Source organism: Priestia sp. HNGD-A6 (genome assembly GCF_045784335.1).
GTDB classification, from domain to species: Bacteria; Bacillota; Bacilli; order Bacillales; family Bacillaceae_H; genus Priestia; species Priestia zanthoxyli.
Window position 1 is genome coordinate 571,493 of record NZ_CP138621.1, and the last position, 17,250, is coordinate 588,742.

Annotated in this window: 18 protein-coding genes; all 18 read right to left on the reverse strand. The window is 36.5% G+C overall.

From position 1 onward, the window contains the following. Positions 1-12: 12 nt before the first annotated feature. Positions 13-1,470: a distal tail protein Dit gene (locus SCI76_RS02940; protein WP_407545031.1), complete on the reverse strand. Its 1,458-nt coding sequence runs from the start codon at positions 1,468-1,470 to the stop codon at positions 13-15. Continuing rightward, a complete protein-coding gene (locus SCI76_RS02945) occupies positions 1,454-6,268 on the reverse strand; it encodes a peptidoglycan DD-metalloendopeptidase family protein (RefSeq protein WP_407545032.1) in 4,815 nt (1,604 codons plus the stop codon). Before SCI76_RS02945 ends, SCI76_RS02940 begins: the two co-directional genes overlap by 17 nt. Positions 6,269-6,305: 37 nt before the next feature. Further along, positions 6,306-6,437: a phage tail assembly chaperone GT gene (gene gpGT / locus SCI76_RS02950; protein ID WP_407545033.1), complete on the reverse strand. Its 132-nt coding sequence runs from the start codon at positions 6,435-6,437 to the stop codon at positions 6,306-6,308. Between the two features lie 53 nt (positions 6,438-6,490). Further along, positions 6,491-6,841: a phage tail assembly chaperone G gene (gene gpG, locus SCI76_RS02955; RefSeq protein WP_268577752.1), complete on the reverse strand. Its 351-nt coding sequence runs from the start codon at positions 6,839-6,841 to the stop codon at positions 6,491-6,493. Between the two features lie 102 nt (positions 6,842-6,943). Beyond that, entirely contained in the window at positions 6,944-7,372 is a 429-nt protein-coding gene (locus SCI76_RS02960; protein ID WP_407545034.1) for a head fiber protein, read from the reverse strand. Further along, on the reverse strand, positions 7,372-7,980 hold the full coding sequence (locus tag SCI76_RS02965) for a major tail protein (protein ID WP_407545035.1): 609 nt from the start codon (positions 7,978-7,980) through the stop codon (positions 7,372-7,374). The genes SCI76_RS02960 and SCI76_RS02965 overlap by 1 nt, the downstream gene beginning before the upstream one ends. Positions 7,981-7,994: 14 nt before the next feature. Continuing rightward, a complete protein-coding gene (locus tag SCI76_RS02970; RefSeq protein WP_268577749.1) occupies positions 7,995-8,369 on the reverse strand; it encodes a hypothetical protein in 375 nt (124 codons plus the stop codon). Further along, positions 8,369-8,761: an HK97-gp10 family putative phage morphogenesis protein gene (locus SCI76_RS02975; RefSeq protein ID WP_043853513.1), complete on the reverse strand. Its 393-nt coding sequence runs from the start codon at positions 8,759-8,761 to the stop codon at positions 8,369-8,371. The genes SCI76_RS02970 and SCI76_RS02975 overlap by 1 nt, the downstream gene beginning before the upstream one ends. Continuing rightward, positions 8,758-9,126 (reverse strand): phage head-tail adapter protein, encoded by a 369-nt coding sequence (locus SCI76_RS02980; RefSeq protein ID WP_034652374.1) that lies wholly within the window; start codon positions 9,124-9,126, stop codon positions 8,758-8,760. Before SCI76_RS02980 ends, SCI76_RS02975 begins: the two co-directional genes overlap by 4 nt. Continuing rightward, on the reverse strand, positions 9,113-9,412 hold the full coding sequence (locus tag SCI76_RS02985) for a phage gp6-like head-tail connector protein (RefSeq protein WP_407545036.1): 300 nt from the start codon (positions 9,410-9,412) through the stop codon (positions 9,113-9,115). The genes SCI76_RS02980 and SCI76_RS02985 overlap by 14 nt, the downstream gene beginning before the upstream one ends. 13 nt (positions 9,413-9,425) lie before the next feature. Continuing rightward, positions 9,426-10,577 carry a phage major capsid protein gene (locus SCI76_RS02990; protein WP_289914126.1) on the reverse strand — a complete coding sequence of 384 codons (1,152 nt, stop codon included), beginning with the start codon at positions 10,575-10,577 and terminating at the stop codon, positions 9,426-9,428. 18 nt (positions 10,578-10,595) lie between these two features. Continuing rightward, entirely contained in the window at positions 10,596-11,378 is a 783-nt protein-coding gene (locus SCI76_RS02995) for a head maturation protease, ClpP-related (protein WP_407545037.1), read from the reverse strand. Continuing rightward, a complete protein-coding gene (locus tag SCI76_RS03000; RefSeq protein ID WP_407545236.1) occupies positions 11,362-12,468 on the reverse strand; it encodes a phage portal protein in 1,107 nt (368 codons plus the stop codon). The genes SCI76_RS02995 and SCI76_RS03000 overlap by 17 nt, the downstream gene beginning before the upstream one ends. Positions 12,469-12,530: 62 nt before the next feature. Continuing rightward, positions 12,531-14,189, reverse strand: coding sequence for a terminase TerL endonuclease subunit (locus SCI76_RS03005; RefSeq protein ID WP_407545038.1), 1,659 nt, complete (start codon positions 14,187-14,189; stop codon positions 12,531-12,533). Then, on the reverse strand, positions 14,186-14,521 hold the full coding sequence (locus tag SCI76_RS03010) for a P27 family phage terminase small subunit (protein ID WP_034652391.1): 336 nt from the start codon (positions 14,519-14,521) through the stop codon (positions 14,186-14,188). The genes SCI76_RS03005 and SCI76_RS03010 overlap by 4 nt, the downstream gene beginning before the upstream one ends. Before the next feature lie 137 nt (positions 14,522-14,658). Further along, positions 14,659-14,985 carry an HNH endonuclease gene (locus tag SCI76_RS03015; protein WP_407545237.1) on the reverse strand — a complete coding sequence of 109 codons (327 nt, stop codon included), beginning with the start codon at positions 14,983-14,985 and terminating at the stop codon, positions 14,659-14,661. Positions 14,986-15,272: 287 nt separating this feature from the next. Further along, complete coding sequence (locus tag SCI76_RS03020) at positions 15,273-16,520, reverse strand: hypothetical protein (protein WP_407545039.1); 1,248 nt, start codon at positions 16,518-16,520, stop codon at positions 15,273-15,275. Further along, positions 16,450-16,929 carry a hypothetical protein gene (locus SCI76_RS03025; RefSeq protein ID WP_407545040.1) on the reverse strand — a complete coding sequence of 160 codons (480 nt, stop codon included), beginning with the start codon at positions 16,927-16,929 and terminating at the stop codon, positions 16,450-16,452. The genes SCI76_RS03020 and SCI76_RS03025 overlap by 71 nt, the downstream gene beginning before the upstream one ends. Between the last annotated feature and the right edge of the window lie 321 nt (positions 16,930-17,250).

The window sequence follows — 17,250 nt, forward strand, 5'->3', positions numbered from 1 at the left end:
CCACATTAGAATCTATAGCCACCTTTCTGTAAAGGTTACTTTTCCATCCTTAATAGCTGAGTAATCAGAAACCACAAGGCCATTTGCTGCCTTATCTAAAAGTAAAAATTCTGATCCTGGATATAACCGTTCAAGAAAGAGTTTTCCATTCTTATAAATCTCCCCTGTTTCACAATCGATTAGCAGCTTATCACCTGTTCTAAATACATAATCAACTTGGTTAGATTGTTTAGATAAAATTTCTCTAAAGTAAACATTACTGATCCACATTTGATCTACTGCTGGATCTTTGTCATAGGCAGCAATATGCAGCTGAATTTTGGCTACCTTTTGCATATATTTATTTTGCCAATCAGTAAAGGCTTTGTAGTGTCTGGTGTGCGCTCTGCCGTTAGAATCAACCTTTGCAATGTAGCAATGCCATTTCTTGCCGATCCTACCCATCTCTATAATTCCATTAAAATTAGAAAATACGCCTTTATAAGCTCCGTAGGTATTTGTGACAGAAACACCGCCACCATTTACCTTTCCTACCCAAAATTCAAATTGTGGGTTATCTAAGTTATTCCAGATGTCTCTTATCGCTATTTTTCCAAGCTGATTATTATTAATATCGAGCAGATAAATTTCAATTCTGCCCTTTTGGTTTTTATTACTGGATGCAAAGCCTACCTGACATTCCAATTCAAAATCTTGAATTTGCCTTGTTAAGCTTCTTACCATACTGCCGCCATGCCATAAGCCGCTTAGTGTACCATAATCTTTTCCTGCCTGGCTAAATGAATAGCCATTAGAACCAATGGTACCTAATACACGCCCGCCATCTACATTAAAGTTTGTTGCTTGTAACCAATCTGTTGTACTGCTGCCAGGATCATTTAAAATAACTGGCTTTGTATCGGTTACTGTTTTTTCTGTTGGATCAAAAGGCTCCCCAAAATAAAGGCTTTGCTTGTCTGTTGCAATAAAAAAGTCAGTTACATTTTTAGTGAATGTCATGCTAATTTGTGGAGCTGTTTGCCTATTACCGTAATTCACTAACATAGTAGTGTCAGAGGTGATATTATAGGATCTTTGCTCTCCATATCCGTGCGGATCATGACAAATTAACTTAATACTGCCTTTTCCTAGATGTTCAATCTTTTCAAGATCCGTGTCACCGTCCAAAATGGCATAATATTTACGCCCTGGCAGATCCCGAAAAATAATAGGTTGTGGTTCGTCATGCTGTAAAAAATCGGCTAGTTGGTCCCCCATTGACATTACTTTATCTCGGCCCGGTGCCTTAATCGTTAAATCAATAGTTATCGTTCGGTTTCCATGCTTCTTATTTACAAACTGCGAACCACTTTTCATAGGTATATCAATAGATGTTAGTTCAGAAGGCGGCAAAGGCGGCAAATGAACTTTATCTATAATTAAAAAGTCAGGGGTGTTAACCCCTGCAAAACTTTTAATAAGACTGGCCATGTACTACCCACCTTACTCCTTTAGCTCTTAGCTGTTGTTCTGTTTGTTCGTCCATTATCTCTTGCAGCCATTTAGCAAACTTAATGACATCATCCCTATTTGGCAAACCTGCGTAAGAAACAGAAACATGGTTTTCAACATGAATAGATTGTTCTTGCTGTTGCCCTTGTTTCGTACTTGTATTATTACCTGTAGAGGTAGATAACGGATTCGAGCCTTTATTTTGTTGAAACTCTTTTCCAGCCAGAGCTATCAGTTTCATAGCATCTGTTTTATTGTTATTAGCTGGAGCTGCAAAGCCAGCGTATTCTTTTAAAAAATCTTGAATACTCGACCATACCACTGTTCCAGCAGGAAGGTTAGGAAACAATGTTGCTTTGCTTGGGCTTAATCCTAAAGTGCCATCTGGAAGCAAGAAAGGTTCTTTTTTATTTCCATCACCTAGTATTGCATCGCCTCCGATGTGTCCGAACAATCCGGTACCCATTCTATATTTACGTTTTCCAGTAGGCCCCCAACCAGATTTCCCGTATCTTAGGTTCTTCCTCCAAGATGTATTATTGAAAAAGGCTAATAATTGATCATAGCCGTTAAAGATATTGGTATGTCCTTTTAAGGCATAGCGCATAAAGCTTTGCGGGATGTACTGGAGCAAGCCCTTTGCCGGATTTCCATTTCTGACGTTAATATCACGTAATCTTGAATCTTGAATGATTTTTTCGTTACCCTTGGATTCCCTGTCAATCTGGGCAATAATCCCGTTAACTTCACGCTCTGTAACTTTTTCATTCATTTGTGCTGCTGCTTTGTAAATTAAAGAGCGCCATGCTTTTGCACCTTTACCAGCAGGGCCGCTACCAGCCATACCTTTTAAGTAAGCTAACGGATCAATATACTTTCCATTTCTCTTAATTTTAAGATCCAAATGGTTTCCTGTTGAAAACCCTGTTGAACCCACAAGGCCAATTTTTTGCCCTTCTTTTACCTTTTGTCCCACTTTAACAGGTGGAGCTGTAAGCATGTGAGCATAAGATAATAAGTCTTTTCCTGAAGCAATACGAACCAGATTACCACCAGTAGGATTGTTTACTAATACTTCTCGTACAATTCCATCAGTTAATGACTTAATAATTGTGCCAGCGGGTGCAGCTAAATCTAGGCCGTTATGTTTTCCGCCTTTGTGTACTCTATCGTTTTTATTTCCGTTAGGCGTAAAACGTGTTGTGATTCTAAACGGACTGTTCAAGTAATAGCTACCGATTCCAGTAGAGGAACCATCGTCACTAGGCATATATTCACTTAACTTACTTTGAAGGAAACTAACAGCTCCATCTTTGATTTTACTAACACCAGAACTTGCAATCTGGCCCATAATCCCGCCTACATTTGGCATTTTTATGCTAAGGGTTTTCCATATCTTATCAACTAACTTTTTAGGATTAGATATATACGACCATACATCACCAATACTATCAGCTACTTTTCCAGCCAGATCTTTCCCTTTACTTAAAGCTTGGGAGCCTTTTTCTTTTGTCCATTCTCCGACTGCTTTTAGTGGATTTTTAACGCCTGTACCTTTTTTATACATTGGAGGTGCTGCGCCCATTACCTGTTCCGTTTGCTCACCACTTAATACTTGAGTACCTTTAGGCCCCCAATATAAAGTAGTGCTGTTGGGACTCATTGTAATTCGTCCATCCGGGAAACGTATTAATTCATTTTTTCCCCCATCACCTGCGAAAAAGTAACCGCCTGGGTGTGAATCAGTACCTGTTGCATAACCGGGAATATCTAATCTAGGAATTTGGCTTTTCTTGCTCACACCGATCTTATCTAAAACAACATTAATACCCTTTTGAGTAATGTTATTAAGAACCGTTTCAAGACCGCCAGCAAGCTTTGCACCAACAGCAGACACGCCATCTTTTACTTTTCCAGCCATCTGCTTGATCCCGCTGCCAATTCGACCAGGCAATTTTTTGGCCCCAGAAACTATATCATCAAAAATTTTCGATGTTTTGCTTTTAATATTTGTAAAAATTTCAGTTGTTCGGTTTCTCAAAGTTGACCAGGCATTTACTACCCCATCTTTTGTTCTGGAAGCTAAATTAGTTACCGTTTTTTGTACTCCTGTCCACAATGAAGTTAGGAAACCACGGACAGAATTAAAAATACTTGTTGTTGCAGATTTCAAGGAATTCCAAGCTGAACGGACAGCATTAGCTATTGCGGATGCCGTTTTAGTAATCATGGATTTCAAGAAATTCCATATTCCTGAAAGGAAAGAGCGGTATGCATTAAAAATAGTTGTCGTTACTGATTTAAGTAAATTCCACGAACCACGAACAGCAGAAACTATTCCAGATGCCGTTTTAGTAATCATAGATTTCAAGAAATTCCATATTCCTGAAAGGAAAGAACGGTACGCATTAAAAATAGTTGTCGTTACTGATTTAAGTATGTTCCAAGATCCCACTACAGCATTTTTTGCTGCTCCTGCACTTGAAGAAAATAACGATTTCAAACCGTTCCACAATCCGACAAAGGCACCACGGAAAGAGGTAATAAAGACTTTTCCTAGAGAAAGGAGCTTACCGAACATTTGCAGCTGCACAAAATTCCAAATAAATTGAACAGCTCCCTTAAATATTTGCTTTAAGCCCTCCCACATTTTTAAAAAATTGCCTGTGAAAAGACCAGAAAAAACCTTCACTAGCCCCATAATAATATTTAGCGCTCCGCTTATGACACCCTGTATATTTCCCCAAACGGATTTGATTATGGAAAGTATAAAGGGCATGACAAAGCCAATTACAGCGGAAATACCCTGAAAAACTACCTTCACTACGCTGCCTATATTTGAAAGAGCTTGAAGTATTGTTTTAGAGTTGTCCTGCCAAAATTTCTTTATCACGGATAGCTGACTCTGAAAGAATTGCTTAACCGACTCAATAGCTGGTTTTAAGATATTTAGCGCACTTTGTCCAAGCTTTTGTATACCGCTCATTACGCCAGAAATGCCATCCCTAAATGTTTGAGAATTGCGATATAAGGCCACAAATCCAGCGCCTAATAAGGTTATTGCACCTACGACTATCCCCACCGGGCCAGTTAAAGCAGCAAGCCCCGCTCTTAGAACATTTAATAAACCTCCGGCCCGTGCAATAGCCCCCATCACTGGCGTAAAAACAGGTAAAATATTACCTATGGCACCAACAAACATACCTACCATAGTAAGTACAGGGCCAAGTGCTGCTAACAGTCCAGCAAAAATAAGCCCTACTGTTTGTACGGCTGGAGATAATGCAGATATAAAGCTAGAGACTGCTTGAACACCAGATGATACTTTAGGAAGAATCTTTTCAGCTACAGAAAGAAGGATATTCCCAAAAGGTAACAATGCTGTTCCCGCTTCACGTAGAGTTCCTTTTAATCTAGCACCAAAGGATTGTTCTACATTTTTAGTCATCTTATCCATTGTACCTTTATTATTTTGTAGCTCTTTATTAATGGTTTTCATGGATAAAACAACATCTGCCCCTTGATCTTCCCACTTCGTGCCAAAAAGCGCTTTTCCTATCGTATTGAATTCTTTAGCTGGCAGCTCTTTTTTCATCTTTTGAAGGTCAGGTATTACAGCTTTATATAAATCCGCTACGCTTGCATTTCCGTTCTCATACTCCTTATAAACCTCTTGCGTGCTTTTGGACATTGAACCCATAGCGGCTACATAAGATTTACTTGAATCCTCGGCCTGGAGCTTAAATTCAAGCATTGTATCATTTAAACGATCTAGGTTATATCCTTTCTTAGCACCATTTGAAAGAATAGCAAACATTTCATTTGCAGAGAATCCAGCCTCTTTGAAGCTTATAGAATACTCTGCCATATTATCAAACATCTCTTTTGAGAAGTTCATCCCATTTTGTGCGCCCTTTGCCATTAAATCAAATGCTGCATCTGCATCCATACCATAGTTTGTGATAAGGGTATTTCCTGCTCTGGTAACTTCGTTTACATCAGCATCAAATGTATTGGCCAAAGTCATTGCTTTTTTAGTAATCTTCTCTAAGTCTTTATCGTTTAAATCAGTGATATTCTGCTTTGTTTCAAGTAAAGCTGTGTCAACCTCTTCTAAACTTTCTCCAAATCCATCATTATAGATATTCTTTGAAATTTGAGTTAGCTTCTTTGTCTCTTTAGCAGTTGTGCCTAAAGAGTTTTGGATTTTTACAGAAGAGTTATTGAATTTGGTAGCTAAACCCATTATTCCCGCACCAGCACCAGCAATAGGCAAAGTAAGAGATGATGTTAAGGCAGATCCTGCACCCTGCATTTTAGAACCTAGCCCGGTTAATTTTGAGCCAGTTTCATCAAATAAGCGCCCTAACTTACTCCAGTTATTCTGCAAGGCTCCCTGATCCGCTTTTAGTTCAGTTAAACTAAGGCTAGTACGATTAACGGCACGCTCTAAATTATTTAAAGATGCAACTTGATTATTATAAGACCTTGCAGCTGCTTCAGCTTCTTTAGATCCTTCGCCATAGTCTTTGATCATTTTTTCATATTCAGCCCTGGATTCACTTACAATACGCTTTTGCAATTCCATTTTTCTATTTAAGCCTTGTAAGGTAGCTTCATATTTTTCAATGGATTTATCGCCACGATCAAAAGCAGACAGATGGGCTTTCATTTCAGAATTTAGGGTTTTCATTCTATCTTTAAGACCTGTTAACCCTCGCTGAAGCTGCAACGTCTCTAAATTCAAGCCAATGGACATACCTTCAATTCTTTCCATAGACACTTACCCCCTTTCTTGAAAAACAAAAAAATCCTTAACCACCAAATGCAGCAATTAAGGATTTTTCTTGTTTAGGTTTATTTCGCTCGCGTAAAATTTCCAAGACAAAGTGGTAAGGCATGGCTAATACCTCATTAATGTCCTTACCTTCTTCTATCAAGGACAATATGAGCTTGTTTAGGTATTCTTTTTGTTTTTCTGCTGTGAAATCTTCATCACTTAACGTTTGTTCTCCAGGAACTTTTTTGTTTCATCACTTTGTCTCCCTTGAGACACGAATAAAACTTGGTCATTAATTACCTCAACAGCATCTGGAGCATGTAACCCATTTACTAATTCATCTTTAGTGAATTTGTTACCGTAAATATCATTCACTACAAAATCAATCATACGGTCAAACATTTCTCTTTCAGCTGTTTCACCTTTTTGTGCTTCTTCCACTAAATCCATTGCTTGATAAACAACAGATAGAGGAATAAAAGGTGGGGTTAAAAACTTCTCTGTAATAACTTCTCCATCTGCTGTTACTTCTTTTACTAATTCAATCATGTTACGTTTTAAATTTGCCATTTTTTTAGTCTCCTTTTGGTGTTAGATAAAAATAAAAAAAGGGCTAGATATTATCATCTAGCCTACTTGCTTTCTAGTGCTGTTAGACGAGCAATTATATCGTCATACTGTGCCTTTGTACCAAACCCTGCTGCTCCTGTATCGCCTTTGTCTCCTTTTGCTCCTGCTGGCCCTTGTGGCCCTGTTGCTCCCGCTGGCAGTACGAATAAAAGTTGCTAATGCACCAGCTGTCGCATCTGCGTATACATAGCCAATCCCGGTACCAGTAGATTTAACTAATTTTCCATCTTGACCGGCTTGCACTCTTTGACCTGTTTTTAAATTCTCCCCAGCTTCAATTATCCAAGCCTTTTTCCCGTTAAAACTAACTGTTACATTTTGATCCTTTGCAATTTGTCTAGTTGAATGAAAATCAGGATTTCCCCCTGCTTTAGTCAAAGAAATAATAGCACTTCCATTAGTGTCGCTTGATAAAGTTAACAATCTATTAGGCTGAATAACTTCGGCTGCTTTCACTTGAAAGGTACTCATTAGGCTTCAACGCCTCCCTCCTCTCCTGTCGGATATGGTTTACCAAATATCTTTTGGAATAAAAGATCTCGGTTAATTGTTTCTCCTTTTTTGTCCACGGCAAAAGCAACAGATTTTTCTTCGTCTAGTCCATCGATTTTACGATCCATAAACTGTGCTTCAATTTCTTCTGAAGAAAATTCTGTTCCATCCTCTTTTGTTTTTCCTGCAATTTTTGGTCTTGTAAATAATCCTTTTGGCAAACCAACGTATTCTTTTGATCCATCTTCATACGTTTTAGCAAAAATAGTTGCAACATATGGAGGGTTATCTTTACTACCCATATAAGTAATACCTTCTTTAACTTCAAGCCCTAAAAGTCTTTGCTTGTCCTCCATAGGAATTTTATGAAAAGCAGAAGTAACCTTAATATCACCATTTGATACAGCCATTTCCGCTGTTTTATTATCTCCATAAGCACGGGTAATCTCTTGCGGCATATCTACATCAATAGTTTGTAAATATTCCACTCGTTCAATATATGAGGCAACTGTACCGTCTCCAACTTCCCCATAGTAAAATTCATCTACACCTGTAGAAGCATGATAATTCTTTGTTTCTCCTGCCATTATAAATTCCTCCTTTAAATTTCTACATACTCTTTACCACGATAGCGCCTAGCATCACGGTAAATCCCTGTATCTTTATCAAATTCATCAAGACCTGGTATTAGTTGAGCAAAGCCAAGCTGCTTCCACATAATATTACGAACCTCTTTTGCAACAGCTTGTGTATCAAATAGATTCATAGACCAGACTTCAATTTGATAAAAATATTCGTCTGTTAACCATTTATTATCTGCATAATCACCAGGCTTAGGTACATCTAGCGGATCAATGACAATATAAACGCCTTGCATATTATCAGTAGACGGATATTCATAAAACTTAATTCTTTTGCCTACCTTTTGTTTGATAAGATCACTAGTATTTAGTGCATCGTATACTTTATAGAGCATTAAATACCTCTCCTTACAGCTTCTTTCACCGCTGCTTTATAGGCATTTTCCGCATTACGCATGGCCCTGGCAATAGCCCCTTTACCTTTAGGGTTAGGGTTTTTAACTGTTCCCCACTCATTAAGGTGAATGATCCGATACCTGTCTTTAGGGCCACGCCAATGTATTTTAATTGTTCTTACACCAGCAATATACTCTGGTTCTGAAATCGTAATTTCATCAATGGATGCCCCGGTATCTTTAAAAGATTCAAATTGCGCCTTTAATTCCTTTACAAAAACTTTTGCGCCCTCTTTTAAAGCCTTGTCACTAATGCTTTTTACTTTAGCAGGGCCAAAGCGTTTTTCTAAATCTGCTAACAGGTTATTTAAACCTTTAATTTGAACACTCATTTTGACACCTCGGCTATAACCTTAATGAAATCTCGGTTCTGTAAGTCAGGAAAAGCCTGTTTAATGTTGTATCTTAAACCCTCATATTCAGGGGTATGAACTTGCACATAATGTTTGTTTGTTGGTGAATAATCACCTCTAGGATCTCTAATAGAAATTGTTAAGTCTGATAAAGTACCATTTGACTTAGCAATTTCTATATCTTTAGTCCATACTTCATCAACTTTGGCCCAACATTCATAAAGAACGTTCCTTGGATTCTCTCCTGGCAATGGCCCTTCGTTCTCTTTAGCTTCATAAAAAGTAACCCATGTTTTTAATTCTCCTGTATGAATCCTTGGAGGCGTATATTTAAACGGCTGCATCTGGATCACCTTCTTTAGTTTCCATAGCTATAGAAAAACCTACACTGTTAATTTGACTTTGAAAATTCTTGTCAAAGTATTCAAGAGCATCATTGTAAGCGTAGCGGGTACGCTCAAAGACTAATTCCTTTGCTCCCTTGTTTTCTTCAATGTCAAATGCTCCACATTTCCGTGTAATATCGTCAATAGAAAAGGACAACAACTCTTTTAAATTGCTGTCCTCTCCTTTATGTGTAAAATGCATCCTATCTTTAAATTCCTGAAGTAATTTATCTGTGATTTCCAATCACTTCAGCTCCTTACGCTGTTACTGGTGCTTCTGTTTCTAAAGATTCATCAATTTTTAAGTCATAAACAGCAGACGCTTTATTATCTTTTGGCAAGCCATTTGCAAAACGCTTGATTGTGTAAAGAATTGCATCCTCAATAGCTAAAGTCTGATCAAATTTTTTCAATTGGTAGTTACCAGCAACAGCAGCGATATATTCACCTTTAACAAAGAAAATAACTTTGCCTTCAGGAACAAATTCAGATTCTACAATTTGCGGGTTAAAAGGTAAATTTGTTACATATACACCATTTGCATTTTGAGTAGTAGCAGAGGCTTGAATATCAAAATTATCAAATGGGTTAACAACCATAACAATTTTCCCTGCAACTTTTCGGTTTTTGCCTTTCGCATTTTTAGAAAGACCTTTGACAACATCTTTTAATTCAATTACAGTAGTTCGACCTGGTTTAAAAGTTAATGTACCAGATGATGCTTTATCTGTTACTGCACCCGTTTCAGCGTTAACATCTTTTAAAAGACCTACTGGCTGATTGTTACCATTACCATTTACAAATCCACTTTCTAAACCTACAGCATAAGCTTCTACAATAACTGTTCGTACATATCGCTCCACCCATACCGGGCCTAATTGCAGCATATCATCAGGAATAGCAGCAAAGGCAGTTAGTTTTAATTGGCCAATTTGTTTTTCATGGAAGGCAGCATTAATTTGCCCTTTGATTTCACCAAATAATGGCCCCCATACAGCTGCGCCCTCTGGATCTGAATAAATAAAACGTGTTACTGCGCCTAGATCCTGTAACCCTAAAGCGTCTAATAATGGATGCTCTGTTACTAGATCTTCAAATACACGTTCTTGTGTTGTTTCTGGAAGAATAGCATCATCATTAAAACCGCCATCTTGTACAACCGCATTAAAAAACTTCATTTCAGCAGAAGTTAATACATTTTGGCCACGTTGCTGCAGAATAGAGCGGTCAAGCATTTCATCATTTACTTGTTTACGAACGTTGTTTGCAACTTCGTGCTGCAAGGTATCAAAATAAGTTTGAAAGGCTGCTGTTTGCTCTTGCTCTGTAGATTCTGCATTTGTTAAAACCGCTGCTAATTTTGACTTAGCCTCATTCATAGCTTCTGATTTGTTAAATTTAATAGTCATTTATGACTTCCTCCAATTTTATAAACTTAAAAAGAGCTTACTCAAATCCCGCTTATTAGCTGGTTTAAGAGTAGGCTCTTTTGGTTCGTTTGTTTTATTAAGCTGTAATTCGTTTAGAATTTCATTTTTGAATTCTGCAAGTGATGCCTTTAGATCTTCTTTTGTTACACCTTCAGGCTTACCCTTGTTCATCATTCCATTTCTAAAGCCATCAATAATTTTTTGTGGAATCATTGCAGATGCAGCACTAGAAGCGGTTAATTTAATTGGATTATCCATAAACATGATTTCATCCACAAAATTGTGTTCTAATGCTTCTTGTGGCCCCATCCATGTTTCTTCTGCCATCATATCTAATAGCTCTTGTTCATCTTTGCCTGTTTTCAATACATAAGCATTTACAATGGTTCTATCAGTTGTTTTCAACATTTGAGAAGCTTTTTCCATTGAACGATGATCTCCCAAGTTACCCATAGAAGCATTATGAATCATAAATTTTGCTGTTGGTGCAATTACTACCTTATCACCAGCAGTAGCAATAAAAGATGCTGCGCTTGCAGCTAAACCTACAATTTGAGTTTCTACATGGCCGGGATAAGCTTTCAGAGCTGTATAAATCTCTGATCCATCATCTACATAACCGCCTGGACTATTAATAGATACAATTACATTTTCACCATTTGCATTAGCTAACTGGTCAATAACTGTTTTTGGACTAGTAAAATCCATATCAAACCATTCATAAATCCAAGCTTCATCATTTGAAATGATTGGCCCTTTAACGTCAATTTTCACCGTCATTTTGTTCCTCACCTCCTTCAACTTTGTTCATTTCAGTATAGTTTTTAGTAATATAATGTTTGTCCAGGTTCGGATCATCGGAAGGTTCATAACCCGCCTCCAATCTAATTTCATTACCAGTAAAGCCACTAGAAGAAATAAGTTTGTCAATCGCTGTAGCAAGATCAAATAAGCTTTGATAAGAAATGCTTTTAATATCAATCTTTTGGCCAGATAGATATTCTTCTTGCTCAAAAAACTTCACATTTGCTTCATCGGCTAGTTTTTTAAGCAAAGGATTAATAGTAAAAAGCATGTAATTTTTCGTTTGCTTTTCTATATCCGCCATATCTCCATATACAAGGCTAGTAGGAATACCCAAAGCCATTGCTACTTGATTAAAGAAACCATTTGTCACTTTATTAATTTCATCTACACTTTGGCCAGTGGTTCCACCGCCAGACGTTTCCGAATATTTAAAGCCTGGTTGCTGCGGAATAATAGCCACATCTTTTTCACCGATAGCCTTGTACATGTTATCAATGAATTCCTGGAGCTTTGCTTGATGCTGCGGGCTTTTAGCTCCTATCATATCCATATCGACAGTACCGCGAATTTGATTTTTTCGCTTTTGGGAACTTAAAATGCGTCCAAATAGATCCCCGTAATCAGTAAAAAGACCGTCAATTAATGGTGTTAACCGCTCGTTTCGGTATCGTAAATGGATAACGTCACTCTGCTTAAAAACCCGCTTAAATGTATAGTCCTTGACTGTTACATTTGAAAACGTGTCTTCAAATACCGCATATTCATTATGCTGAAAATCATCAGCAATAAGCAGATCATCATCATCTGATTGAATAATCAAGCACTCATTGTCATAAATCAATTTGTGAACAAACGTTTCCCAAAATGTACTAGCTGTCATATTTTTATTTGGCCTAACATTTAACCGATAATAAAGTTCATCCTTCACAAATGCTTTGCCATTCTTAACCCTAAATTCTGATTGACTAATTGTTCTTCCTAAGAAAGCAATACAAGTATCTAAAACTAACTTTTTCATATGGACTCTGTTTGCTGTTTCGACAAACATTTCTACATCAAACATATATCCAAGTTCACTATCTCTTTTAAAAATGGCATCTAATAATCCAATTGTTCTCACCCCCTTTAAAACTTAATGTCGGATAGCATGAAATCTAATTCATCAGTGAGAAGATTATCCGCTTGCCATAAGGCATGAATAAAGGCTTGGAATCCGTCTGTTTTCCGCTTAAATTCATCTTTCTTTAAATACTCTTTATTGCCATCCGGCTTAATTTTCACCAGGACGTTATTTGTGTACCAGCGCATCATTGGATTATCACCAAAAATAATATGGTTATTAGCAAATAGCGTTTCTACCCTTGGAGCTAAAAGAGAATGAATGGCTTTTGGATTTCTTATATAAAGCAATATAAATCCTTCTGCTTCTAAAGCTGTTTTGACTAGATCTAAACGGAAAGTATCACCAACAATTGTATTAACCCCGTATAGCTCACGCATTTCTACAAACCAATCAACTATGTGTTTAATATTAACAACTGGTTCATCTAAGATTGTAAGCAGTCCTTTTTCTTCCCACTCTTTTATAGGAGCCTTCAACGTCACTTTGTCCAGGAACCCTTTACGAACAAAAGAATGGCTTTTCCAAATATAATCTTCTCCAACTTTGAACAAAAGGCCAACAGCTGCAAAGTCTTTGATACTTGCAAAGTCAAGACCGCCTACAGCTACACGATGTTTTAAGTCAGGAACCTTTCTAAGTGATTTTCCGTCCTCTTCATAACCTGTTCTCCAAATTTCTTCCCAGGACGCAACACTTTTTGAAAGATCTGTTTCTGGAAAGTTCATGCGCTTGGTCATAAACTCTTCTCTGTTAGATGGATTATTAACTAGCTGTTTAAATTGTCTTAAAACCTTTTTAAATAAGCCTTTTGCGTATGAGCTTCTTGGCTCACTAAACATTGGATTAGCCTTTTCCCACATATCCGGGTTATTAACTTCTTCGGCTTCATCGATTTTACAGATGAACGGAAAAAGAGGATCATCTAAATCTTTGCCCTCTAAAATATTCATGGCCCGTTCTTTCATTTTGTCTAAGAAACCTTCACGAACATAGCCATCTGTCCCAATAAAAAATTCCCTAGCGTTGGGTACTTTACCAAGCCCGCTAGAGAATACATTTACAACATCAAAATTTTCATATCGGTGAATTTCATCATAAATAACACATCCATCACGTAAACCATCTTTAGAACTGGCATTTGATGTATGGTATTGCATAATGCTTTTTGTATCGTAGCCCATTATTTCGACTTTGGTACGATAGAAAAGATCTTCGAGCACTTCGTTATTTTCTATACAATCATAAACCTCTTTAAAAGAAAGTTTTGCTTGTTTTTCATTATTAGCAACAATAGAGATATTGTATTTAGGAATACCATGCAGCGGGCTAATAAAGAAGTGACTTAAACTAGAGATAAAACCGTTTTTCCCGCCACCACGGGACATGGTTATAAAAAACTGGTCATAAAAAACGCTGTCATCTTCTTGGTAATAAAGAAAAACAAATGGCGCTATGAACTTCTGAAATGGTTGCAGCTTGAAGTACCATTTCTCTGTGAACTTTATATAGTTCTCAATCATTTCCTCATTGAAATATATATCATCCCTAACAAGTACATGTTTCTGTAGGTACTTAATAAGCATAATGCGCTCTTTATTTAGCTTAATTTTCCCAGTTTCGTAGAGGTGAATATATTCATCAACGTATTTGTTACTTATCATACTAAATCCTTAGCAGAGCGCTTAGGTTTTGAAGGAGAATTCTTTTCTTCTGGAGACGCTTCTAAACTAAGAGCATCTAAGATCTTTAGCATTCGATCATTCGTTTTATGTAAATCGTTTATGGAAGGATTGGACTTAGGGCCATGCATACCAGTAACTTTTATTCCGTTCGTTTCGATGTCCTCAATAAGATTGCATTTTAAATCCCATAAAGATAAATAATCTTGTACCAAATCTTCATAGTGATTTCCTACAATCTTTTTTTCACTTAGCTGATTTCTTAGATCTTTTTCAATCCGTTTCCGCAATGTTTCCCTCTTGATTTTAGCCACCTGGTCCCCTCCTTCCAACTTACAATTAATCCCAATTTAGTAGTCTCACGAAAAAGCGCAGCAAATTTGGAAAATCGAGCCCCCTCCTCGTTCCCCAGGACAAAAATTTTTGATCAAAATTTTTTATGGGGGGGTGCTCACCATTTTTCATCGTCCCAAAAAAATTTTTTTCTACGTTTCTGAAAACGATTATGCTTTTTGTTGTGGCATCTAACGCATTTAACTTCACAATTATCAATGTCTAAAGCAAGTTCAGGATAATTTTCAATCTCTTTTAAATGGTCAACATCTAGCCGCTTATGTTTCTCTGGATCATGTTCATCTGTATAAACTGATCCGTTCCGCTTGCACTCCTGGCATTCGTAGTTATCTCGCTTCAATACTTCACGCCTAACTGCTTTCCACTCTTTAGACTTATAGAACTTTAGCTTTTGCTTCTTGTTTTTATATTCTATTGTGCCCATTTCTAGTAAGCATATTTTATTCTCTATCCTAGACATGATATTTATATAGCTCCTTATTCTCTTACAGTACTTAATAAAGCTCTCAAACAAAGTTAATTCTATATGGCTGTGACTATGATAACATCTAGCAAAGACATATCAATTAAAGGTATTAATTATACTTTTCACTCTTGCCGAAAATAAAAAGACACTCCTCAGGTAGTGTCTTTCAGAATTTAAATATGCATACAGTTTATGCTCTCGCATTGTTTCGATAGTAATATAAGCTCTACAAACTTTAAATACTATTAGCTTTGTTTGATTAAATCTATATCTAAAACTACTGACACCCAATTTATAACCAAGTCAGCATATTCCCGCTCGTCTATTGTCAAATGAAGATTCTGTATTTTTTCTAAAACCCAATCAGCATATTGTTCTTTTGTTAGTTTAAATACATTGGCAATCTCTAAGCTCTTGTTAAATGCAAAATGATTAGTTAGTATTTTCACTATATCACTTTCATTTCCTTCCAAATTAAATATCCTTTCAGCTGCTTGAATTGACAATATCTCTTCACAAACTTGACAATTACAACTTTTTTTTAAATATTGTTGTGTTGAGAAACCTTGTCTTTTAATAATAGCGGAAGCTTCAATGGTTCTTACTCGCTGAAATAAATTAGGAAGATAAAAATAGTAAGCTGGTACTCCACCATTAGAAAGTCCATTTTTATGTAACTGGTAATGTATACCATGAGTAATAGAGCCTAATCCATTAAACATCATCATTATTTGGGCCATACCACCGTACATTGATAATACATGTTTGGTTTTAGACAATTCTAAATACAAATCATTAAGACTATATAACTCTTCTTCCGTCGCATTCTTTTCATCAAAATTATCAACCCAAACTGCAATATTTTCACATTCAACTTCTTTCATAGCTTGTCTTATTTGACGAAGTGCATAGTTATTAGTAAGAATATCTTTTGAAAAATAAAATACTCCAACTACTGGTAAAGAACTTTTATTCACCTTAACTGTGGTGGAAATAACTTGAGTTTGAAAAAGTAAATTACTAGCCATTTTCTCATTAGTTAAACGTAAGTATGGGGCAACAATACCATTTGGTAACAGGGGTGTGCCATCTTCTTTTTCCATAGCAGTTTGAATTTCTATATTTGATTGACAGAATTCCAAGAGTTGAAGAGCATCAAAGTTTTCTACTCGTGCAGCCCTTTTACCAAATGTTTCTCTAATTTCTTCTGGAAAAAGATTAGACATTCTATCTAACCAAGCTCTAATTTTCTTATCTTTATTTGAACCTTTAAAGTGATACTTGTGAGGAAGAAAATACCTATACGTTTCTGGATCAATTAAAAAAGGGGTTCCATGTCCCTCCAAAAATCTTTGAATAGACTTTCTAGCATTTAGTGAAAATGGCTGTGAAATCATTAAAGCTTCTCCATACTTCAATGCATCATCTGCGTACTTCAGTTCGTTGCTTGCGCCCACACGGATGAAATGTTTTGGTAAGATTTCCTTGCTCATCAAGAATAACCTCCAGATCTGGATTTAAGTTTTCGATGAGCTCCCTCTTTATTTCTTCTATAACAATCTGACTTTTTTCTGCTTTTAAAGCGGTACTTGCCTTCCCATTGATTGATAATAGACCAATACCTATTTCTTGAAATAGTTCTTTATTTCCTAATGCTCTGTGGATATATTCTTCTGGCATTCCTACATAAACATAATCTGCTGCCATTTGATATATTTTTGCTTGTTTAAAAGCTTTTTTCCACTGTGTAAGCTTAAGCTCTATTGCAATAGTTTCTTGTGTCTTCTCATTTATCATAAAGATATCTATCCAACGTGAGCTCAAGCGAATTTCAGCATAAGACTTAAATCCTTTTTCTAAATAGGTTTGGACTAATGGACTAATCATATCGATTTCTCTCATAATCACTTCCTGCTTTCTACTTGCTAAAAAGGAAACAAAAGGGAGCTGCTAGAACTATAAATTCTGCATACTATTTCCAAATCCCTTCTACAAAATAATTAAACCTAATGTTTTCTTTTTATATTAACACTAAAAATATTTATTTAATATATTATCTTTCTCTAGCTAATATTCCATCATTCACTATGTATTACAGCTTGACCCTTCTGATATTTACTGCAAGTTAATATATTTTTATCTGCAAACTCTGACTCTTTCTACTAACAAAATAAAAAGCACCCTTAGGTAAGGGTGCTTTTTATTTTGTAATTTAACTTGTAA

Coding starts and splice junctions, on each gene's coding strand:
- SCI76_RS02945 (WP_407545032.1), bottom strand. CDS start 6,268: ATGGAAAGAATTGAAGGTATGTCCATTGGCTTGAATTTAGAGACGTTG.
- SCI76_RS02995 (WP_407545037.1), bottom strand. CDS start 11,378: ATGACGGTGAAAATTGACGTTAAAGGGCCAATCATTTCAAATGATGAA.
- SCI76_RS02975 (WP_043853513.1), bottom strand. CDS start 8,761: ATGAGTGTTCAAATTAAAGGTTTAAATAACCTGTTAGCAGATTTAGAA.
- SCI76_RS02940 (WP_407545031.1), bottom strand. CDS start 1,470: ATGGCCAGTCTTATTAAAAGTTTTGCAGGGGTTAACACCCCTGACTTT.
- SCI76_RS02960 (WP_407545034.1), bottom strand. CDS start 7,372: ATGAGTACCTTTCAAGTGAAAGCAGCCGAAGTTATTCAGCCTAATAGA.
- SCI76_RS02965 (WP_407545035.1), bottom strand. CDS start 7,980: ATGGCAGGAGAAACAAAGAATTATCATGCTTCTACAGGTGTAGATGAA.
- SCI76_RS03020 (WP_407545039.1), bottom strand. CDS start 16,520: ATGAGCAAGGAAATCTTACCAAAACATTTCATCCGTGTGGGCGCAAGC.
- SCI76_RS03015 (WP_407545237.1), bottom strand. CDS start 14,985: ATGGGCACAATAGAATATAAAAACAAGAAGCAAAAGCTAAAGTTCTAT.
- gpG (WP_268577752.1), bottom strand. CDS start 6,841: ATGGCAAATTTAAAACGTAACATGATTGAATTAGTAAAAGAAGTAACA.
- SCI76_RS02980 (WP_034652374.1), bottom strand. CDS start 9,126: ATGCAGCCGTTTAAATATACGCCTCCAAGGATTCATACAGGAGAATTA.
- SCI76_RS03025 (WP_407545040.1), bottom strand. CDS start 16,929: ATGAGAGAAATCGATATGATTAGTCCATTAGTCCAAACCTATTTAGAA.
- SCI76_RS03005 (WP_407545038.1), bottom strand. CDS start 14,189: ATGATAAGTAACAAATACGTTGATGAATATATTCACCTCTACGAAACT.
- SCI76_RS02970 (WP_268577749.1), bottom strand. CDS start 8,369: ATGCTCTATAAAGTATACGATGCACTAAATACTAGTGATCTTATCAAA.
- SCI76_RS03000 (WP_407545236.1), bottom strand. CDS start 12,468: ATGTTTGATGTAGAAATGTTTGTCGAAACAGCAAACAGAGTCCATATG.
- SCI76_RS02990 (WP_289914126.1), bottom strand. CDS start 10,577: ATGACTATTAAATTTAACAAATCAGAAGCTATGAATGAGGCTAAGTCA.